18 protein-coding genes and 1 riboswitch are annotated in these 20,208 nt (G+C 66.2%); of the genes, 3 read left to right on the top strand and 15 right to left on the bottom strand.

The window, feature by feature from the left end:
* Positions 1–103: 103 nt before the first annotated feature.
* Positions 104–1,447 carry an aminotransferase class V-fold PLP-dependent enzyme gene (locus ACFULT_RS11455; protein ID WP_378481505.1) on the bottom strand — a complete coding sequence of 448 codons (1,344 nt, stop codon included), beginning with the start codon at positions 1,445–1,447 and terminating at the stop codon, positions 104–106.
* A gap of 51 nt (positions 1,448–1,498) precedes the next feature.
* A riboswitch (SAM riboswitch) is annotated at positions 1,499–1,614 on the bottom strand.
* Between the two features lie 227 nt (positions 1,615–1,841).
* On the opposite strand from ACFULT_RS11455, the gene ACFULT_RS11450 reads away from it, so the two are divergent.
* Together ACFULT_RS11450 and ACFULT_RS11445 are read left to right on the top strand one after the other, a co-directional pair.
* Positions 1,842–5,873: a Pls/PosA family non-ribosomal peptide synthetase gene (locus ACFULT_RS11450; protein ID WP_378481504.1), complete on the top strand. Its 4,032-nt coding sequence runs from the start codon at positions 1,842–1,844 to the stop codon at positions 5,871–5,873.
* Positions 5,870–7,216 (top strand): M1 family metallopeptidase, encoded by a 1,347-nt coding sequence (locus ACFULT_RS11445; RefSeq protein WP_037108642.1) that lies wholly within the window; start codon positions 5,870–5,872, stop codon positions 7,214–7,216. The genes ACFULT_RS11450 and ACFULT_RS11445 overlap by 4 nt, the downstream gene beginning before the upstream one ends.
* Before the next feature lie 17 nt (positions 7,217–7,233).
* Here the strand turns inward: ACFULT_RS11445 and ACFULT_RS11440 are convergent, their stop codons facing one another.
* From ACFULT_RS11440 to ACFULT_RS11410, 7 genes are all read right to left on the bottom strand, one after another.
* Complete coding sequence (locus ACFULT_RS11440; protein ID WP_378481503.1) at positions 7,234–7,821, bottom strand: hypothetical protein; 588 nt, start codon at positions 7,819–7,821, stop codon at positions 7,234–7,236.
* A gap of 20 nt (positions 7,822–7,841) precedes the next feature.
* Positions 7,842–9,110: an MFS transporter gene (locus ACFULT_RS11435; protein WP_037108637.1), complete on the bottom strand. Its 1,269-nt coding sequence runs from the start codon at positions 9,108–9,110 to the stop codon at positions 7,842–7,844.
* A complete protein-coding gene (locus ACFULT_RS11430; protein ID WP_378481502.1) occupies positions 9,107–9,757 on the bottom strand; it encodes a GntR family transcriptional regulator in 651 nt (216 codons plus the stop codon). The genes ACFULT_RS11435 and ACFULT_RS11430 overlap by 4 nt, the downstream gene beginning before the upstream one ends.
* Before the next feature lie 36 nt (positions 9,758–9,793).
* Entirely contained in the window at positions 9,794–9,991 is a 198-nt protein-coding gene (locus tag ACFULT_RS11425; RefSeq protein WP_037108632.1) for a hypothetical protein, read from the bottom strand.
* 110 nt (positions 9,992–10,101) lie between these two features.
* Positions 10,102–10,497 carry a DUF2752 domain-containing protein gene (locus ACFULT_RS11420; RefSeq protein WP_378481501.1) on the bottom strand — a complete coding sequence of 132 codons (396 nt, stop codon included), beginning with the start codon at positions 10,495–10,497 and terminating at the stop codon, positions 10,102–10,104.
* 9 nt (positions 10,498–10,506) lie between these two features.
* Complete coding sequence (locus tag ACFULT_RS11415; RefSeq protein ID WP_378481500.1) at positions 10,507–11,124, bottom strand: hypothetical protein; 618 nt, start codon at positions 11,122–11,124, stop codon at positions 10,507–10,509.
* A 46-nt stretch (positions 11,125–11,170) separates the two neighbouring features.
* A complete protein-coding gene (locus ACFULT_RS11410) occupies positions 11,171–11,509 on the bottom strand; it encodes a plastocyanin/azurin family copper-binding protein (RefSeq protein WP_037108624.1) in 339 nt (112 codons plus the stop codon).
* 79 nt (positions 11,510–11,588) lie between these two features.
* Between ACFULT_RS11410 and ACFULT_RS11405 the strand changes: the two genes are divergently transcribed.
* Positions 11,589–12,038, top strand: coding sequence for a hypothetical protein (locus ACFULT_RS11405; protein WP_019663023.1), 450 nt, complete (start codon positions 11,589–11,591; stop codon positions 12,036–12,038).
* A 72-nt stretch (positions 12,039–12,110) separates the two neighbouring features.
* Here the strand turns inward: ACFULT_RS11405 and ACFULT_RS11400 are convergent, their stop codons facing one another.
* From ACFULT_RS11400 to ACFULT_RS11370, 7 genes are all read right to left on the bottom strand, one after another.
* The gene (locus ACFULT_RS11400) at positions 12,111–13,277 is read right to left on the bottom strand and encodes a Dyp-type peroxidase (RefSeq protein WP_378481499.1); all 1,167 of its coding nucleotides are present in this window, start codon (positions 13,275–13,277) and stop codon (positions 12,111–12,113) included.
* Complete coding sequence (locus ACFULT_RS11395) at positions 13,270–13,737, bottom strand: copper chaperone PCu(A)C (protein ID WP_378481498.1); 468 nt, start codon at positions 13,735–13,737, stop codon at positions 13,270–13,272. The genes ACFULT_RS11400 and ACFULT_RS11395 overlap by 8 nt, the downstream gene beginning before the upstream one ends.
* Positions 13,734–15,134, bottom strand: coding sequence for a PepSY-associated TM helix domain-containing protein (locus ACFULT_RS11390; RefSeq protein ID WP_378481497.1), 1,401 nt, complete (start codon positions 15,132–15,134; stop codon positions 13,734–13,736). Before ACFULT_RS11390 ends, ACFULT_RS11395 begins: the two co-directional genes overlap by 4 nt.
* 90 nt (positions 15,135–15,224) lie before the next feature.
* Entirely contained in the window at positions 15,225–15,743 is a 519-nt protein-coding gene (locus ACFULT_RS11385; protein ID WP_255122852.1) for a hypothetical protein, read from the bottom strand.
* A gap of 29 nt (positions 15,744–15,772) precedes the next feature.
* Positions 15,773–16,465 carry a (2Fe-2S)-binding protein gene (locus tag ACFULT_RS11380; RefSeq protein WP_378481496.1) on the bottom strand — a complete coding sequence of 231 codons (693 nt, stop codon included), beginning with the start codon at positions 16,463–16,465 and terminating at the stop codon, positions 15,773–15,775.
* Positions 16,466–16,541: 76 nt separating this feature from the next.
* Positions 16,542–18,644: an FUSC family protein gene (locus ACFULT_RS11375; RefSeq protein ID WP_378481495.1), complete on the bottom strand. Its 2,103-nt coding sequence runs from the start codon at positions 18,642–18,644 to the stop codon at positions 16,542–16,544.
* Between the two features lie 31 nt (positions 18,645–18,675).
* Complete coding sequence (locus ACFULT_RS11370) at positions 18,676–19,962, bottom strand: GAF domain-containing protein (RefSeq protein ID WP_378481494.1); 1,287 nt, start codon at positions 19,960–19,962, stop codon at positions 18,676–18,678.
* Positions 19,963–20,208 lie beyond the last annotated feature (246 nt).

Raw genomic sequence — 20,208 nt, 5'->3', positions numbered from 1 at the left:
ACGGCTGAGGCCTAGCCCGAACGCCTACACGAACCCGAAGCGGTACGGCACAGATCGACGTAGCGATCCGACCAGAGTCCGCTCTGCGACAGAGCAATTGCTGTCATGAAGCGATGCTAACCGTTTGTGTGGCGCATGGGGATCCCACGCCTGCGGCACCGTCGACCAGATCGGGGAACGGGCGGGGATCCGGCACCGGATTCCACCATCCGCCGTCCTCCTCGTACGTCCAGGACGGGCCGTCGGTTGCGAGGGTCCGGACCGCGTCGATCAGCCTGTCGACGTCGCTTCCGGAACTGCCGAGCCCCAGGCTGGCGCGTACGGCTCCGCCTGCGTGGCCGAGCCTGGACAGCAGTGGATGAGCGCAGAACTTGCCGTCGCGCACACCGATTCCGTGCTCTGCCGACAGGTACGCGGCGATCTCGCCCGGGCCGTACCCGTCGACCGTGAATGTGACAATGCCCACAGTGTCCGGGGCGTCGCTCCAGACCGTCAGAAGGCTGACGCCGTCGATCGACGACAAGCCGTCGCGCAGACGGTCGGACAGTTCGCGCTCGTGCGAGATCGATCCTGCCGACTCGTGCAGAGCCAGCGCCTCGCATGCAGTGGCCAGTGCGACGACTCCCAGGACGTTCGGGGTTCCGGCCTCGTGACGCGCGGGCACCGGCGCCCATTCGGTCCGATCGATCGAAACCGAGCGCACGGCGCCGCCTCCGGCGAGGTACGGCTCGGCCGCGTCGAGCCAGTCCCGCTTGCCGACGAGGACGCCTGCACCGTGTGGTGCGTACAGCTTGTGGCCGGAGAACGCGAGGTAGTCGACACCCAGATCACCGATGTCGATGCGGCGATGCGGCACCAACTGCGCGCCGTCGACGAGGATGCGCGCGCCGTGCGAGTGCGCGAGCTGGGCCAGTTCGCGGATCGGCAACACCTCTCCGGTGACGTTCGATGCGCCGGTGATCGCGAGCAGCGCAGCAGGTTTCGTCTCCAGTTCGACCTCGACGCGCGTCAGCGTCTCGGCGATCGAGTCGGCGGCGACCACAACGCGACGGTCCCTCCAGGGCAACAGGTTCGCGTGGTGCTCGATGTCCAGCACCACGGTGTCACCCGGCACGCACCCGGCGAGCAAGTTCAGCGAATCCGTGGTGTTCCTGGTGAAGACGACGACCGAATCCGGTTGTGCGCCCACGAAATCGGCTACCGTCACCCGAGCCTTCTCGTACGCAGCCGTGCACACACGGGATGCGTACCCGGCGCCGCGATGCACGCTCGAGTAGTACGGAAGCAACTCGGCGATCCGTGCGGTGACCTCGGCGAGCGCAGGCGCACTGGCCGCGTAGTCGAAATTGGCGTACGTGCAACTCGTTCCGTCGACCAACGGGACCTGAAGGTCAGCTCCGCTGACGGCGGCGAAAGACGCACACGAGTTGTTCAGAACAGCAGTCATGACAAATAACCCCTTGTCGATCAAGGGACCCGACGTACCTGTCAGAAATCGAGTCCGCGCTTGCTGCACCGGTTTTCCGGCGCCAGCCAGGTCGTCACCCGGAGCACCCCACCGCGGAGGAGGGTTGCCGACCAGCAAGCCGGGGCTCGATGCTGGTACTCATGACCTGAAAAGAGGATGGCAAACGTGGCGAGGGATTGTCAACCTCCCAGGTAGGAAACCCTTCGACGGGGGCAAACGGGGCACTTCCTAGTAGAATCCGCGCAATGCCGAGCTACGACTTGTGTCGGAAGGGGACAGCCGAGACTGTTCACCTTCTGGACAACCGAACATGAGATAACGACGCGCGACGTTCGTTCGAATTTCGGTACCACACGAGAAGAAGGACACCCGGTTGTCTGTGCAATCACCATCGGAAACGGCCGACACCCGCAACGGGGTTCCGCCCGAGTTCCTGCGCGGTGAGCGTGCTCCACAGGAACGCACGCTCATCGACATCCTGCGGTCCACGACGTCGCAGTTTCCCGACGCACCGGCCATCGACGACGGCACTGTCTCCGTCAGCTATCGCGAACTGATCGAGGACATCGACGAAGGCGCTCAGTGGCTGGCCAGGGCCGGCGTCCGGCGCGGCGATCGCGTCGGCATCCGGATGCCGTCCGGTTCCTTCTCTCTGTACGTCGCAATTCTGTCGATCCTGAACGCAGGCGCCGCCTACGTGCCGGTCGATGCCGACGACCCCGACGAGCGGGCCGAGCTCGTCTTCGGCGAGGCCAAAGTGACCGCTGTTGTCACAGCTGGCGGTATCGCCGCAGGTACGGCCGAGAAGCAGGACACACCCGCCCCCGATGCTCTGACGACCCCGACTCCCGACGACGACGCGTGGGTCATCTTCACCTCCGGCTCCACCGGCACCCCGAAGGGTGTTGCGGTCAGTCATCGCAACGCAGCGGCGTTCGTCGACGCCGAGGCTCGGATGTTCATGCAGGACGATCCGCTGGGACCGGGCGACCGTGTCCTCGCCGGCTTGTCGGTGGCGTTCGACGCCTCGTGCGAGGAGATGTGGCTGGCGTGGCGGCACGGTGCATGCCTGGTGCCCGCTCCCCGATCGCTGGTGCGCAGTGGGTTCGACCTCGGGCCGTGGCTGGTGTCCCGCGACATCTCCGTCGTCTCGACCGTCCCGACGCTCGCTGCCCTGTGGCCTGCCGTCGCGTTGGAAGCCGTGCGACTGCTGATCTTCGGCGGCGAAGCGTGCCCGCCGGAACTGGCCGAGCGTCTTGCCGTCGACGGCCGCGAGGTGTGGAACACCTACGGACCCACCGAGGCCACCGTCGTCGCGTGCGCGTCGATCATGGATGGCAAGGGACCTGTTCGGATCGGTCTTCCTCTCGACGGGTGGGACCTGGCCGTCGTCGACGGCTCGGGCAACCCTGTTGCCGTCGGAGAAGTCGGTGAGCTGGTGATCGGCGGCGTCGGCCTTGCCCGTTATCTCGATCCGGCCAAGGACGCCGAGAAGTACGCACCGATGCCGACGCTCGGATGGGACCGCGCCTACCGCAGCGGAGACCTCGTCAAGCTCGAGCTCGAAGGCTTGCTGTTCCAGGGCCGCGCCGACGATCAGATCAAGTTGGGTGGCCGACGGATCGAGCTCGGTGAGATCGACAACGCGTTGCAGGCGCTTCCCGGTGTCGGTGGTGCGGCCGCTGCCGTGCGCAAGACCGGCGCAGGCAATTCGGTGCTCGTCGGCTATCTGGCCAGCACCGATCCTCACTTCGACGTGGAGGCCGCCCGCCGGATTCTGGCCGAACAGTTGCCGTCGGCACTCGTTCCGCGGCTCGCGCTCGTCGAGGAGATGCCGACGAGGACGTCGGGCAAGGTGGACCGCAACGCCCTGCCATGGCCGTTGCCCGGCATGGGCGAGGGCTCCGATCTCGCCGGTACGGCAGGCTGGGTCGCGGAGCTGTGGACCAACATCCTCGGCGCGCAGGTCTCCGACGAGAACGCGGATTTCTTCCAGAACGGCGGCGGATCCCTGTCCGCGGCTCAGCTGGTGACGGCACTGCGCGAGCGGTTCCCGGAGATCACCGTCGCGCAGCTCTACGACCACCCTCGACTCGGGTCGCTCGCGCGCTACCTCGACGAGTTGAAGCCGCCCGTCGAGGTGGTTCCGCGGGAGGTCGAGCCGACGTCCAGGTCGGCCCAGTGGACACAGATCGCGGCCACGGTTCCACTGACGACGTTGACGGGTCTGCAGTGGGTCACCTGGCTGGGGATCCTGTTCAACGTGATGAGCTGGTTCGCCGAAGTTCCGTGGGCGCCGACGGTGTCCTGGTGGTGGATTCTCATCGCGTTCGTCGCGTTCATCACTCCGGTCGGACGCATGGCGATCTCGGTCGTCGGCTCTCGAATTCTGCTGGCCGGTCTGAAGCCCGGGGCGTATCGGCGCGGCGGCAGCGCACACATTCGTCTGTGGACCGCGACGAGGCTGACCGACGCCAGTGGCGCCTCCAACCTGTCCGGTGCGCCGTGGATGGTCTACTACGCCCGAGCGCTGGGCGCGAAGATCGGCAAGGGCGTCGACCTGCACACCCTTCCCCCGGTGACCGGGATGCTCGAGCTGGGCGACGGTTGTTCGGTCGAACCGGAAGTGGATCTCAGCGGCCACTGGATCGACGGCGACATCGTCTACATCGGCGGCATCAAGATCGGTGCGGGCGCCACCGTCGGCGCCCGGTCAACACTCCTGCCGGGCACGACCGTCGGCAAGAACGCCGTGGTGAGTGCGGGTTCGGCCGTCGTCGGCCGGGTCAAGGCGGGTCAGCTGTGGGCCGGATCGCCCGCGCAGAAGGTCGGCAAGGCCGAGCACCCGTGGCCGGAGGAGACTCCCCCGCGGGCCACGCGCTGGGTGCTCGCCTACGGCGTCGCGTCGCTCATGCTGTCCGGGATGGCGATCTTCTCCCTCGGTGTGTCGCTCGTGCTGATGGGGTGGTGGCTGCACACCGCGACGACCCTGCTGGGTGCCGTCGGGCGCGCGGCGATCATGCTTCCGGTCGCCACGCTCGTCTCGCTCGGTGTCTTCGCGCTGATCACTCTGGTGGCGGTCCGCTTGCTCGGCATCGGCCTCACCGAGGGATATCACCCGGTACGAAGCCGCATCGGATGGCAGGTGTGGGCGACCGAGCGCCTGATGGACTCGGCCCGCACGTTCCTGTTCCCGCTGTACGCGTCGCTGCTCACGCCCCACTGGCTGCGGTTGCTGGGCGCGAAGATCGGCAAGGACGTCGAGGCGTCGACGGTGCTGATGATTCCCAAGTTCACGACCGTCGCCGACGGCGCATTCCTGGCCGACGACACGATGGTCGCGAGCTACGAGCTCGGTGGCGGATGGATGCACCTGGGCGACGCGAAGGTCGGCAAGCGTGCGTTCCTCGGCAACTCCGGCATGACCGGGCCGGGACGCACCGTGCCGAAGAACGGCCTCGTCGCGGTCCTGTCGGCGACGCCGGACAAGGCGAAATCCGGATCCTCGTGGCTCGGCAGCCCGCCGGTGAGGTTGCGCCGGGCAGCGGGCCGGGCGGACTCGTCGCGCACGTTCGATCCGCCGGTGAAGCTGAAGATCGCGCGGTCTCTCGTCGAGACGTGCCGCCTGATCCCGGTGATGGTGACGTTCGGCATCGGGCTCGGTGTCCTGTTCGGACTGACAGCCATCGCCGACGCCGTGGGCTTCTGGCTGACCGCGCTGCTCAGTGGACTCGTGCTGCTGATCGCCGGAGCTGTCGCAGCCGGGGTGTCCGCCGCCGCCAAGTGGGTCTGGGTCGGCCGCATCGACAAGGTCGAGCATCCGCTGTGGAGTTCGTTCGTGTGGCGCAACGAGGTGGCCGACACGTTCGTCGAGACCGTTGCGGCACCGTGGTTCGCGCGGGCCGCCGAGGGTACTGCTGTCCTGAACGTGTGGTTGCGCTGGCTCGGCGCCGACATCGGTCGCGGAGTGTGGTGTGAGACGTACTGGCTCCCGGAGGCTGATCTCGTGACACTCGCCGACGGCGCGACCGTGAACCGAGGGTGCGTTGTGCAGACACACCTGTTCCATGATCGGATCATGTCCATGGACAGCGTCACTCTGGGACGAGGAGCAACCTTGGGACCGCACTGCGTCGCGTTGCCTGCCGCCGGTATCGGTGACGGCGCGACGGTCGGTCCTGCATCATTGGTCATGCGCGGAGACACGGTTCCCCATCACACCCGTTGGCAGGGCAACCCCATCGCTCCCTGGGCCAAGGGCGACCCTTACGCACGCATCGTGACCGAGGCCCCCGACGACAGTCGTTCCGGCGGGCTCCACGCCCCCCACGACGGTCGTTCCGGCGGGCTCCACTCTCCCCACGACGGTCGTTCCGGCGGGCTCCACTCCGGGGCGGGCCTATGAAATTCGGTGGCTCCAAGTTGGTGACGCCGACGTTCGACATCGACGGCGCAGACCCACCGATCGACGACTACCTGCCACAGAACGGCAACCGCGGCTACCGAGTGTCGCGGTACGAGTTGGACCTCGAGTACAAGGTCGAGAGCAACCGGCTCGCCGGTAAGGCAAAGATCACGGCGGTCACCACCGACACCGTCTCGAAGTTCGCGTTCGATCTCGGCCCGGCACTGCGCGTGTCCAAGGTGACCGTCAACGGTTCACGGTCGGTGAAGTTCAGCCAGCACCGAGGCAAGCTCAAGATCACCCCGGCCAAGCCGGTTGCGTCGGGGGCGGCGCTGGTGGTGAACATTCAGTACAGCGGAACCCCGAAGCCCATCGACGGGTTCTGGGGCGAAGTGGGCTGGGACGAGCTCACCGAGGGTTCCATCGTCGCGAGTCAGCCGAACGGCGCGGCGTCGTGGTTTCCGTGCGACGACCACCCCGTGTCGAAGGCCAGTTACGGGATCACCATCACGACCGATTCGCCGTACTACGCCGTCGCCAACGGCACGCTGGTTCGCAAGCAGACTCGTGCCAGCCGCACCACGTGGGTGTACGAGCAGCCCGAGCCGATGGCCACCTACCTCGCCACCATCCAGATCGGCCCGTACAGCCAGCACACCATCACCGAGTCTCCTGTCCGCATGAAAGCCGTGCTGCCACACCGGCTCAGGCCCAACTTCGAGCACGACTTCGGCCGTCAACCGCAGATGATGGAGACCTTCACCCGCCTGTACGGTCCGTATCCGTTCGCCGCGTACACCGTGGTGGTCACCGACGACGACCTCGAGATCCCCATCGAAGCGCAGGGACTGTCCATCTTCGGCGCCAATCACTGTTCCGGCACACGGTATTTCGAGCGGCTCGTGGCGCACGAGCTCGCCCACCAGTGGTTCGGCAACAGCCTCACCCTCGGCAAGTGGAAGGACATCTGGCTGCACGAGGGGTTCGCCTGTTACTCCGAGTGGATCTGGGCGGAGAACTCCGGCGGCTCGTCCGCCGCGGAGAAAGCCCGACGCGTACACACCATGCAGCGCGGACTCCCCCGGGATCTGATTCTGGGAGATCCGGGGCCCGCGAAGATGTTCGACGACCGCGTGTACAAGCGCGGCGCGTTGACGCTGCATGCGCTGCGCACCACCATCGGCGACGACAAGTTCTTCGAACTGATCCAGGAATGGACGTCGAAGTACCGCTATTCCACCGTCAGCACCGCCGATTTCACGGATCTGGCATCACGTTTCGGTGCCCCACGGTCGCTGTGGGACGCCTGGCTGGGGCAGGAACAGCTGCCTGCTCTGCCGTAGTTCTCGAACTACGGCAGTTACAGGGTCCACCATGCGACGAGCACCAACGCGGAGTACAGCACGGCCGTCGCCGCCGCACCCAGCCACGACGACGGCGGTACCGACACCGACCACCGACTGTCGTCTTCCAACCGGAGATCGAACGGAAAGGCGCTGACGCACAGCGCATCAGCTCGGGTCGGGTGTGCGAGTACGACCCCCGAGGTGTACGGGAGGCCGCGCAAGACGAGGGTGCGCTGCGCTCCGCCCACGGTGTACGTGATCGTGTTGTCGTAGATCTCGCCGGTGAACCACCCGCGGTGCACACGCCATCCCGTCGCATGAGCCAGACGCACGGTGCCACGCTCCGCCACGGACTGCTCGACGGCGTCGATGACGACCGGGTCCGCGAACCTCAGCAGGGTCCACCACCGGGCGATGCGGCGCGCACGCAGACCTACACCGACGGCGATCAGCCCGATGGCGAAGAACGGCAACAACACTGGCACCGTGGTGAGCAGCAGGATCGGGATCACGAAGGCGAGGAACACGGCGTAGCTTTCGCGCCAATCCCACACCGACAACCCGGTGACCGGAACGAGGAGCGGGACCCGCCGCGTGCTCACGAGCGGGGAGTCCGACATAGTCAGCTGATCTTAGACGCCTCGGCCGGGAGGTGGTGGGTCGAACGGGTACGAACGAACGCCCAGCAGACTGCGGCGATGACGGCACCGGCGGTGAAGATCGCTGGATAGGTCACCACACCCGGCCACGCTTCGGTCAGCGCCGACAGGATCGCTGGAACGGCGAAGCCCAGGTAGGTCAGCGAGTAGAAGACGGCAGTGAGCCCGGCCAGGTCGTCCGGTCCGGCGATCCGCTGCACCTCCTGCAGCCCGGAGACCAGAGCCATGCCGTAACCGCAACCGAGGACAGCTGCCGCGATCAACGCCGCGACGATCGTCAGCACCGAGGCAGCCCACGCGGCCAGCACCATGCCGACCACCAGAATCGTCAGTGCGACGAGTGCGCCGCGAGCGGCGTCGGGTGTGTCGATTCTGCGCCCGACCGCCTGAATCGCGAATCCGGATCCAAGTGCGATCACGGACATCAACGCGGACAACGCAATCGGATGCCCTCCGCTGTGGTCTGCCATCAGCGACGGGAGAACGGCGTAGGCGACGCTTGCCGCGCCGAACACCCACGGCGCGAGCGGAACCACGACCAGCAGGAACCGCTTGTGTCCGGCGGACGGGATCTTCAGGTCGTCGACTAGTCGACGCCGATCGGCGGACGGCACTGCGGGCCGCGTCTCGGGAACCGAGATCATGCCGAGGCCGGTGACGACGCAGATCCCGACGTGCACCAGGTACGCGAGATGCGTGGGCCATGGACCCCATTGCGCGAGCACACCCGCCACGCCTGCACCGAGCGCAAATCCAGCGGTGAGGCTCATGGCAGCGCGCCTCGCGCCCGCCGATGAACCGGTCCGAGCGGACAGTTCCTTGATCCAACTGCCGCCGACGGCCATTCCGATACCGAGTGCCACTCCACTGAGCACGCGGCCGAAGAAGAGGATCGCAGCGGTGTCCGCGCCGATGGCGATGAGGATCGATCCCGCCGCGGCGACGGCCGTCGCCGGCAGCATGACCGGACGCCTGCCGAGCCGATCGGACAACGGACCGCAGACGAGCAACGCAGGAACGATGCCGATGACGTACGCGAACAGGAACGTGTCGACGGTGATCGCGGAGAACCCGTGTTCGAGCCGGTACATCACCAGTAGCGGGGTGAACTCGTTTCCGCCCCACGCGACGGCGAACATCCCGGCGGCTACGAGAATCCACCGTCCCGTCCTGGCATCGGTCGTCCGCGTTGGAGTCGTTGCTTCGGACCCCTTCACTGAATTCTCGGTCATTTCGCGCCTCCTTCGTCCAATCCGTGTGTGCGTCTCATGTGGGTGTCGACGGCCTCGCCGAAACCGTCGACGTCGGCGGCCTCGATCAAGTCCGCGAGGCGGCTGTGGTCGTCGACGATGCGGGAGATCTGATCGGGATCGCGGGCGAGCGAATGCGTCGTCATCCGCCGCTGGCGCTCGCGAAGTCCGTCGTAGAAGGCGTCGAGCAGTGGGTTGGCACCGGCTCGGACGATCAAGCGGTGGAAGTCCGCGTCGGCGGCGCTGAAATCGGCACGCGTACCCGTTGCGGCGATCTCCCGCTGCTCGGCCAGGTTCGCGCGTAGCCGAGGCAGAAGCCGCTCGCGCACGTGCGGCGACGCGGCGACGACTCGGACGCTGCCGGTCTCCACGAGCCACCGTGCGGACACGACGTGTTCCGCCTCGCCGGGGGCGATGGGTACGACGAGTGCGCCGCGCTTGGGATAGAGCCGCATCCACCCCTCGACCTGTAGGCGCAGAAATGCCTCGCGGACGGGAGTACGGCTGATGTTCATTCGGCCGGCGATGTCGCCTTCGCTGACCAGTTCCCCACCGGGCAGCTCACCGGTGACGATCATCTCCTTGACCGTCACATAGGCATGCTCAGCGGCCGTGGGTTCCTTAGACACAACATAGATACTAGATGAACCGCGTTCGGCGTCGAGCTAAGGCACCCAGTACCTCGTGGCGAGGGCATCGACGATGGGGTCGTCGTCGGCTGCGTCGTCGAGAGCGGCGAGGTCGTCGCGGATCGCCGTGAAGCGTGGGTCGTCGCCCTCGGCCACCTCCGCGTCGGTGGCGCCGTCACCTGCGAGTTGATCGAGCAGCTTCGCGCGCACTCGTGCTTTCAACGAGTCGGTCATTCGTCCTCACCCTTCTTGAACACACGCCGAGCCGTCGGGATCAGCACCACCAGAGCTCCGACGAGAACGACCACGGAAAACGCTTCGAGCCACATGTGCTTTCTCTTTCCTCAAGGCGCCAGGGCGCTACCGAACGGCAGATTCCTGACCACGGTGAACAGAACTACGACAAGCGCCGAGAACAGCACTACCCAGCTCGGCGGCGCGTGAACGGCCCGGCCGCGAACCCACGTCGCCCACAGGAGCACTCCGAACACGAGCAGTGTCACGGCGAGCACGTTCGTCGACACGGCCGACGCGACGTCGCCGTGCACCAGGTCTCCGAACGCCCTCGTCGCACCGCACCCGGGACACCACAACCCGGTCAGCGCATGAAACGGACACGGTAGATACGTCGACGACCTCGGATCACGCACGAACAGCACGGCCCCCGCCGCAACCGTCAGTCCCGCAACCGCCGCCGGAGCAGCGAAGCGTCGTCGACGTCGCGCCCCGGTCTCGGTCATGCATCCAGACTAAGCGAGTCCCGAGTCGGCCTCGGGCTTGTCCACTGCGTGGTCGTAGTAGCCGACTACCCCGCGCACTCCGAACACCGCGAACTCGGCCTGACCGCCGGACGTGACGGCGTCGTCGACGATCCGGCGTAGGACGACGTCGACCAAGCGGTCCAGGGCGAACCATCGATCCGCGGGACCGGCCTCCTCGTGAAGTGCCGACTCGTCGAAGCTACGTCCGATGGATGCGTCGAGGTCCTTCATCTCGGCGAAGATCGACGTGTCCGGGACGGTGATATCGGCTTCGTTGTCCAGCAGCACCCGCACCGCCCAGCGAATATCGTCGACATGGTTGGCGAGCCACAGACGTCGCCGATGCACGACGCCCAGAGCCGGCCACCTCTTCCTGGCTGCCTGACGGGTCTTGCCGGTGACTGCGGCGAGGTCGGCCAGGCTGGCACCGAGCCACATTGCAGTCGACGCAGCTGTCTCCGTCGCCGCGGCAGCCTCGGCGACGACGCGGGCTTCGTTCTCGATGGCCTGCCCGAGATGCACGAGCGCGTGGGTGCGACGGGACCGCTCGTCGCCGATGTCGGTCGGTTTGTCACCCGGGTCGAATACTGACAACTTTTGGTTCACACCGACGAGAGTACGGTGTGAACCGCAGGTTTACAACGGCATTTTTCTACGGCACGACTACGACGCTGCCGATCATGTCCGGATGAGGAGTGCAGTGGTAGGTGAAGGTGCCCGGTTCGGTGAACGTGTGCGAGAACGAGCCTTCCTTGGCGAGGGGGCTGCGGAAGGACCGATCGTCGGCGACGACATCGTGAGCCATCCCACCGTCGTCGAACACCCAGGTGACGGTCTCCCCCACCGAGACGGTGATGTCGGCGGGCGTGTACGCACGATCGGCCACGGTGACCTGGTTCTTCACCGGCGGCGCAGCTGTCTCCTGGGCGGGCTGGGAAGTGCATCCTGCGACGGTCAGGGCCACGATCGCTACGCCGAGCTTCAGTCTCACAGTTTCAACCGTATGGCATGTCGTGAGCTCGGGTAACATCACCGCCGTTCACTTATCGACCGAAAGGCCAGGCTTGTCCATGACGACACGACGTGCCCGTACCAGCGTTGCATCGTCGGCAACCCTGCTGTTCGCGACCGTGATGATCTTCCTCGCGACGACCTTGTTCGGCACCGCGTCCGCGCAGGCCAGGCCGGTCCAGTTCGTTCCTGCAGGCGCCATCAGCCCGACCATCGGCTTCGATCCGGCTGCGGTCATCGAGTGGCGATTGGATCAGGCGATCGTCAACCAGCCAATCTTCGTTCGCGTCGACCCGTACTTTCCCGGCCTCACCGACTTCTCGCTGAACAACTGGTGCAACTGCGCCATCAACTGGTTCAACCACACCACGCAGCAGGGCGGGGTCGCGTTCCCCGGTCCCCTGCCGTCCGGGCCGATCCGCACCGGCTCCGGTGACGTCTCGGCCTGGACCGACATTCCCGGCGGCTTCACCCTTGTCCGTGGGCAGGGCAACTGGTGGGTTCCGTAGGCGGCTCCGCCGCCACATGAGTGGAAATGTAGGCCAGGGCCTACATTTCCACTCACACAGGGCGATCTCGAACTAGAAGAGCGCCTCGCCGAGGTACCCCCCTTCCGAGGTTCCTCCGGGCATGAAGAACACCGCGGATCCGATCGGCGTCGTCCACTCGTTCAGCGCGTCGTGTTCGTCCAACCGCTGCTGCACGGGAAGAAACTGCGTGTCGATGTCGCGCTGATACGTCGCGAAGATCAACCCCGAATTGCTCGTCGAACCCCCCTCGGGTGCATCGTCGTAGTTGTACGCACGCCGGAAGAACCGCTCCCCGTCGTGCGTGTGCCGGGCACGTGCAATGTGCGACGCAGGCGAGATCACCGGGATGCCGAACCGATCGGTGGCATCGAAATCCGCCTCGTCGTGCTCGCGTTCGCCGGTCATCGGCGCTCCCGTGTCCAGCTTCCGACCGACCGCGAATTCTCTTCCGCCGCGGTCCAACTCGTCCCAGGTGTCGAGTTCGACGGAGATACGGCGCACGATCATCGACGTACTGCCGTCGTCGTTCCACACCAGGGAGTCGAAATCCGTTGCCGGATCCGGGTTCACGGTGCCGTCGACCTGTCCCATCAGGTTCCGCATGGTCGTACCTTCGGTCCTGGCTCCGCGGGAGGACCGAAACCCTCGTTGGACCCAGCGAATCGACGCCATCGACCTTACGTTCTTGGTCAACACCCGCACCGCATGGCTCACTGCGGACGGGTCGTCGGCGCACACTTGAAGCAGAAGGTCTCCGCCGTTCCACCGATCCTCGAGTCGATCGATGCCGAACGGAGGCAACTGTCGGACGGGTGACGCCACTCCCGCCGCCGCGAACGCGCCCGGTCCGAGCCCGACGGTGACCGTCAGATTGGCCGGGTCGGCCGCGAGTTCCGGTTCGGTATCGGCCAGGGCAGGCATGCCCTGGGTGAGCCTGTCGGCGTCCGTCGTCCACAGTGTCAACACCGACACCACGTGTTCGCGTCCTGCGCCGCCCGCGAGGTCGAGCGCAACGAACGTCCCGTGCGCCTGTGGCGGAGTCGAGACACCGGCCTGATGTTTCCCGTGAAACGGAACGACCTGTCGACCGAAGACGAATTCCTCCGGCTCCCTTGTGTATCCGTACGCCACACCCGCAGCCCCCAGCGCGGCGACGCCTCCACCGAGAAGGCGTCGCCTGCTGATTCCGGGACTGCGGCGTGGTGCTGCGTCAGCCACCGTAGTTTTCCTGCGCGCCCGCGAACTCGCGGACCTGCGCAGTGAACGTGGACGACGATCCGTCCTCGAACGTCAGCGTGATGTCGGTGTCTGCTCCCGGAGTCAACGGCGACGTCACGTCCATCAACATGATGTGGTCCCCGCCCGCCTGGAGCACCTTGGTTTCCTGTGCGCCGACGGCGAATCCACCTTCCTTGGGCTTCATCACCATCGTTCCGTCGGCACTGGCGACCACCTCGTGCAGTTCCATCATCGACGAGGCGGGTGACTGCGCGGAGACCACCCGGACCTGGGTGTCTCCGGTGTTCTGGATCTCCGCGAACGCGGAGGTCATTCCCGTGTCGGCAGATTTGATCCAGGCCTCGCGGATGGTGACCGACTCCGACTCCGTTGCAGGAATATCCGAGCTACATCCGGCGAGCAGGGCGAACGATGCCAGGGCTACGAGCAGTTTTTTCATGTCGACTCCGATGTCGATGCGCGGCGCCGAAGCCCGAGCAGGGCGTCGACGAGAAGGAAGACGAGGACGCTGATGCCGAGAAGTGGTACGAACCAGCCGATCACGGCAGTGATCGCAGCGAGCGGGACGAGCTGCCGGACCGGCAACCGGCGCAGCCCGCCTGCGGGCGGGGCGGAGGCCGAAGGACGACGTTGCCACCACATGAGGTATCCGCGGACGATCACCGTCACCAAGGCCACGGCCAGCAGTGCCAGCGCGATCTGGTTGGCGATCCCGAACAGAATGCCCATGTGCAGCGCAATGCCCCAGGCGGCCAGCTTCGCGGCCATCGGCCACTCCGAGAACCAGTTGGTATCGACGATCGAGTTGGTATTTCCGTCGATGGCAAGGGAACTCGTGGAGAACACCCACGGCCCACGCGTCTGCGCGACGACGAAGGCTGTGTCGGCCGTAGCAGGGATGGTGACTTCCACTGCGCCGGCGAGCCCCGCCGCCCGAGCCGTTCCGATGACGGCGTCGAGGCGGCCGATTCCAGCGGACACCACGTCGGCCTCCGGTGCCATGGCCGACATGTCATGGCCTGCGTGGTCGCCGGACGGTGCCGGCGCGTCACCGCTGATCGACGAACTCACTCCCGGCGTCGTCCAGTTCAAGGAGGACCTGAGTTCGGTGATGTTCTCACCGGCGTACTTGGACCAGGTCAGTCCCGTCGCGGACAGAAACACGAGGCCGATGGCTATCCAGATACCGACACTTCCGTGCCAATTACGGTTTCTGGCTCGACCTTTCGACGATCGCTCGACCGTGAGGAGTCGTCCACCGCGTCGATACCGTCGCACCCAGAGCACGACGCCGCCGAGAGCGACGACCCACATCCAGGACGCGGCGAGTTCGCTGTAGATGCGTCCGGGTTCGCCGAGGTGAAGGTGCCGGTGGAATCCGCTGATCCAGGTGCGGGCCGGCAGTGCGTTGCTGCTGCCGTACACCACCGATTCGCCGACGGATTCCGCGGTGACCGGGTCGACGAAGACTGCTCGCCGTTCGGACTCGCCGAGTGAGGGATCGGTGAACATGACCCTGGTGGTGGTGCCGGGTTCTGTTGCCGGGCGTACGGCGTCGAGGCTCAGGTCGGGCCTGACCTGGGTTGCGGCAGTTACCTGCTCGGCCACCGAGGCGGTGGGCCCAGCCGAGTCGGTGGTCAGCAGGTCGGAGTACAGGATGTTCTCGGCCGTCGGCGCGAGTGCGTAGAGACCACCGGTGAGCGCGGCGATCAGGATGAACGGTCCGACGAAGATGCCTGCGTAGAAGTGCAGGCGCATGACCAGAGAGGGACGTGGTGGTGATCGATCGGGTCGTTCCGGACCGATTTCGGGCACGACTGTGCCGGTTGTGGACATAGGTGTTCCAGTTCTGTCGGGTGTCGCAAAAGCCCGGTGATCGACGGCGCTTCATGCGCGAGGGATCACCGGGTGTGAGGAAAGGAAAGATCAAGCAGGGCAGGGAGGCCCGCGAGTTCCTGTTCCCGACGACACCAGCAATCGGAGTACGACGTTCGGCCGGTATTCGGTGCTCTCGGTGCGAGCCCGATCCTGCACTGGCAGAACCAGACACAACACGGGAAGGATCCGGCGCAACACGGCCACAGCTCGACTGTGCCCGAGCACGGCACCACGAATGAGCAAGGCGCACAGCACCGTCGCGCATGCGTGCGCCGCCAGCATCGACGGAGTGAGCGACGAGCCGTGGTGATGCCCACTTGCCGCCGTCAGCACCGTGTGTCCGACGACTTGGCCGAGCGCGAGCACGACCGTCGTCGGGACGCGGTCCCCGAGGGCTGCGGTCAGGACGCCGAGCGCCGCACTGACGACCACGAGCAGTACGAGGGCCGATTCGCTCGGCACCATGACTCCGCCGCCCACGCCGTGCGCTGCGATGCTCAGCGCACCGGAGGCAGCACCGACGAACGCGCCGCGCACACGCGCACGAGCGTCGGGGCGGAAAGTCATGGGGACACCTTAGACGAGTACTACGCTTCCTAGTATTGCGCGGCGGCGCGGAGCCCCCGGAGCCGATCCGACGGTGTCCGGCGTGGGCAGCTGGTGCACTTGTCCGACGCTGACGTCAGGTACAACAGGCAGCACGAGCTGCGGCGCGTGAAGCGTCGGCCTCCCACGTCGACGAACCGGGGAGCGGGTAGCGGCGAGGACATTGCGGCAACGAGCTCCTGGGCATACGCGCTGCCCCGCTCTCGGTCTCCGAGGGCCGTGCCTACGTCGAGGCACCGGTTGGCTATCGAGTCCGACGTGATCGCCCAGAGCGCGTTGGTCGTCGCTCCCGACGCCGCCGCGAGAGCGTCGACGACCGCACGAAACGTGGCGGCAAGGGCACCGGGCAACTGCTCCGGCGTCACCGTGCGATCGCTCCGCACCCCGCCGAGGTAACCGTCGCCGCGCAGAAAGCACCGAGAATGCTCGAGCGACGGATCGGCCGCCGTTCCCGTCACCATCGCCGTCGACACCGCCAGGAAGCCAATCGTCGAGCTGGCGGAGTACCACCACAGCGTCCCGTTGATTCGGTCGTCGGTGCAGTTCCAGCGCCTGCCGGTGTCGGCAATCCGCTCCCGCAACCAGTCCGCATCGGTCATCGCCGACGCCGGGAGATCGAACGGGCCGTGCAGGTACTCCGCGAGTCCGGCAACCCTCTCCGCAGCCTCGGTGTAGACACTCATGAGTTCCTCTCAGGAGGTCGACGACACAGCATTGCGGACCATGGCAGCGTGCGCATCGCAGTATGCACGGACGGTGTCAGACGCGTGTCAGCGCCTCACCCATGGTGCGGTTGAGGGTGCTCAGTGACCTGACGGCGCTGCGGACGGGACCGGGGGTCGTGGTGGACTTCAGCATGACGTCGGGGGCCGAGGTCTCCGTCAGCTTCTCCGGTGGGTCGACGTGTTCGCCTGCGAGTGCACGCCCGACGTCGGCGATGGTGGCTTTGGTTACCTCGGCTGCCCGGCGTAGTGCGTCGGCGGTCTCCTGTGACGGGCCGGTGTCGGGTTCGGCGTGGGAGGCGCCGACACCGGCACGGGCCAGTGCGTGGCTGGATCGGTTGCTGACGGTCATGATGCGCAACAGCCGTTTGACGCCTTTGCGTGTGCGTGTCGTGGGCCCCATCTCGAGGGGTTTTCCGGCCGCGACGAGGTCTTTCAACGCGTTGTCGAGTTTGCGCATGTCGGCGACGAGATCCGTCGGGCGGCCGGGCCGGACGATGGCATCGATGCCGGTGTCGATGATGGCCGTCATCTGGTCGAGGTAGTCGTCCACTTTTTCGACCATCGTCGATCTGGTTCCCGTGGAGAAGATGAAGTACGCCGACGCTATCCCGACGAGTCCGCCTGCCGCAGTTTCGTAGATTCGTAGTTCGAGCACCTCGATGCTGAAGGTGCCGAGCAGTCCGTACAGCATCGCGAGCATGACGGTGACGAAGAACGACAGCAACGCGTACGCCACTGTCACGAGGTAGAACGCGAAGAAGATGCAGACGACCAGCAGAAGCAGTTGCAGCGGTTGATTGCGACCGACCAACGCGGACAGCAGAACTCCGGCCAGGACACCACCGACGGTACCGACGACGCGGTGTCCGGCACGGGAGAGGATCTCACCGCGAGTCGACGCCCCGGTGAAGACCAGGAATGCTGTCAGCACCGCCCAGTACCAGCGGTCCGGTGAAATGATTTCGCCGAGAATGGTCGCCGCACTGGTCGCGACGGCAACCTGGATCGCCGCTTTGGTGCTGGGGTTCAGTCCCGAATCGGTGTCGTCGTCCTTCTTCGGCTCTTCCTTGGGTACGGATTCGGTGTGCAGCGCATTGCTGGTGATGTGGTGAATGGCGATGTGGGCCTGCACTGCTCGCATGGCGACCGTCGTGGCGATGCCCGCCTGGGTGGACGGATCCGCTTCGTCCGCGGCTGCTGCAGCGAGGCGCCTGGCCGCACGGAGTTGGTCGTCGGACGGGTTGTTCTGCAGACACGACGAGAGGGCGGTGGTGGCCTGGACGAGCGACGAGGGCCATGAGTTGGGCGGGAGCGCAGCCTGCGGGGTGACCCCAGATGGGATCGGGTCGAGGGCCCACAGCGCGCTCACGAGTTGTTCGGTGGCTATCTGCGCGTCGAAGATTCGGAGCGAGAGGTCCTCGTTGGTGACGCTCAGCAGCTGCGAGGCATCGTTGCGGTCGAGCCAGTCGTCGATCATCAGCGCTGTGCTGCCGAGCCGGTCCAGCCGCTTGCGGAGCAGGTCCAGATCGCGATCGACTCTGTTCGACGCGACCTCGAGGACGTCGATCGACGCGGCTCGCAGCGCTCGCACCAGACGCCGAAGTTCCAGTCCCGGCCGCTCGGGAAGGACGAGAGTACGCACGGCGAGCGAGATCCCGACACCGAGAACGATGGACACCGCAAGGGCAGGAATTTGGCCTGGTTGAGCGCGCAGGAACAGCGCGAAGAAGTAGCAGATGAACGCGACCATGCCGAGCGCAGTGCCGCGCGGACCGTACCGCCGCACCCAGACTGCAGCGAACAGCACGACGATGAACCCGACGTCGGCCACCTTCCCGAACTGGGACAGCACCGCCGACAGCGACACTGCGAGGATCGCCGGAAACACCAGTAGGAGTGTCGTGATCACTCGGCTGCGTTGGTCCTTGTCCTTCACCGCCGCCGAGGACTGCATGGCGACGACAGCGCCCAGCAGCGCGACCGTCAACGGCTGGCCGACGAGATGAGACCCGGGGATCAGAATCGCCATCGCGAGGACGACGGTGATCGTCGTCGTCGCGGCTGCCCGTAGCCGGAGCCTGCCGGGGTCGGAGACTGCGAGGAACCGCAGCGTCTCCGATACGATCCGATAACCCATTCGGCCAGCTTACGGCCGTGAACGGATGGATTCAGGAGCGACGCATCCGCACCACGGCAGGCGCCGTCGAGTGCGGGAGGAGTCGGCTCGGGTCTTCCGGCAGCAGCACGTCCACGACGGCGGTCTCGTCGAACCGGTAGGGCTGCGTCTGCACGATTCCCGACATGTGCTTGCGCAGCCGGGACATCTCGGCGCGGACGGTGATGGCTCGGCCGTCGTCGCCGAACAGGTCCGCGGCCAGCTGTGCTGCACTTCGACCTTCCCTGCTCGTCGCGAGGAGATACAGGATCTCGGCGTGCCGGGGAGTGGGTTCGTGCGTCCACTCCCCCACCTCACTTCGTATCTGCACCCGCACGTGCTGGTGGTGCCGAAGATCCAGGGACACAGTCGTTCTACCGGTTTCCGACGCCTCGTCTCCGGTCGGGCGGACGAGCCACCCACCGGGAAGCGGCTCGAAGTCGCACACCCCGAGGGTCGGCAGCCAGAACCGCCCGGCGACGACGTCCTCGGGCAGCAGTACTCGGTTGCGCAGCGCCACGGATTCGACGGCGGCGACCCATCCGTTGGCGTCGACGGCGAGTGCGGGCGCTTGCAGACGTGCGAGCATCGGCGCTGCGACCGACCGGAGTCGGTCGAGGTTCTGCCGGTGATGTTCGCGCAGTTGAGATTCCGCGAGTCGAGCAATGGCGTCGACCAAGGCCAGGGTCGTCGGGTGGACGGTGTTGGCGGGCCCGCTGACGTCCACGGCCCCGATGACATGCCCGGTACGCGGGTCCTTGATCGGTGCACCTGCGCAGGTCCATGGATGGTGGCTGCGCACATAATGTTCCGCGGAGAAGATCTGCACCGCCCGCCGCGACACCAACGCGGTGCCGATCGCGTTGGTTCCGACCGAATCCTCGGCCCAGCTGGCACCCTCGACGAATCCGAGGCCGTCGGCGCGGTCGAGCACCGACGTCGACCCACTCCGCCACAGGACCCGCCCGTGTCGATCGGCGACGACGAGGATGTTGTCGCCGTCCTGTACGACGGATTCGAGTCCGCGCCCCAGGTCGTCGAGGATGTCGAACAAGCCCGATTCCCGACGGCTCAGCTCCAGATCGGACACGTCGATCTGCGGTGATGCCACGCTGCGCTGCTCGGGGTCGATGCCGAGGGTCTGCAGGCGTCGCCACGAATCACCGATCACGTCGCGGGGACGTGCGGGGGATTTGCCGCCGGCCATCGTCGCGTCGTACACGGCAGTCAGAATCTGCGCGTAGCGGCGCGGGTCCTCTCCGGCCGCCAGCGCAGGTTCGGGTCCTGTCGTCTGCGTCATCACCGACAATTGTGCTCCAGATCACTCAGAACTTGCAAAGCCAGGGTGGCGAAACCAGGTGGTCGAAGGCTGCTACCCAGCACCGTTTTCAGAAGGTTGCCACACCCGCTCGGACATGAACGCGTGTGTCACCCTTGCACAAAGGGCGTCAGCTCTCGGGCATGCGGAACGCCTGGTACCGAACTTCCCGAACTCCACGTGTGCAGTGATCGAGAGGTCTCCCATGTGGGCGTCCGAGGACAAACC

This window comes from Rhodococcus sp. NPDC057297 (assembly GCF_042667435.1).
GTDB lineage: Bacteria > Actinomycetota > Actinomycetes > Mycobacteriales > Mycobacteriaceae > Rhodococcoides.
This window is presented reverse-complemented; position numbering and strand designations above follow the sequence as displayed.

Coding starts and splice junctions, on each gene's coding strand:
- ACFULT_RS11455 (WP_378481505.1), bottom strand. CDS start 1,447: ATGACTGCTGTTCTGAACAACTCGTGTGCGTCTTTCGCCGCCGTCAGC.
- ACFULT_RS11445 (WP_037108642.1), top strand. CDS start 5,870: ATGAAATTCGGTGGCTCCAAGTTGGTGACGCCGACGTTCGACATCGAC.
- ACFULT_RS11435 (WP_037108637.1), bottom strand. CDS start 9,110: ATGACCGAGAATTCAGTGAAGGGGTCCGAAGCAACGACTCCAACGCGG.
- ACFULT_RS11425 (WP_037108632.1), bottom strand. CDS start 9,991: ATGACCGACTCGTTGAAAGCACGAGTGCGCGCGAAGCTGCTCGATCAA.
- ACFULT_RS11420 (WP_378481501.1), bottom strand. CDS start 10,497: ATGACCGAGACCGGGGCGCGACGTCGACGACGCTTCGCTGCTCCGGCG.
- ACFULT_RS11405 (WP_019663023.1), top strand. CDS start 11,589: ATGACGACACGACGTGCCCGTACCAGCGTTGCATCGTCGGCAACCCTG.
- ACFULT_RS11395 (WP_378481498.1), bottom strand. CDS start 13,737: ATGAAAAAACTGCTCGTAGCCCTGGCATCGTTCGCCCTGCTCGCCGGA.
- ACFULT_RS11390 (WP_378481497.1), bottom strand. CDS start 15,134: ATGTCCACAACCGGCACAGTCGTGCCCGAAATCGGTCCGGAACGACCC.
- ACFULT_RS11385 (WP_255122852.1), bottom strand. CDS start 15,743: ATGACTTTCCGCCCCGACGCTCGTGCGCGTGTGCGCGGCGCGTTCGTC.
- ACFULT_RS11380 (WP_378481496.1), bottom strand. CDS start 16,465: ATGAGTGTCTACACCGAGGCTGCGGAGAGGGTTGCCGGACTCGCGGAG.
- ACFULT_RS11375 (WP_378481495.1), bottom strand. CDS start 18,644: ATGGGTTATCGGATCGTATCGGAGACGCTGCGGTTCCTCGCAGTCTCC.
- ACFULT_RS11370 (WP_378481494.1), bottom strand. CDS start 19,962: ATGACGCAGACGACAGGACCCGAACCTGCGCTGGCGGCCGGAGAGGAC.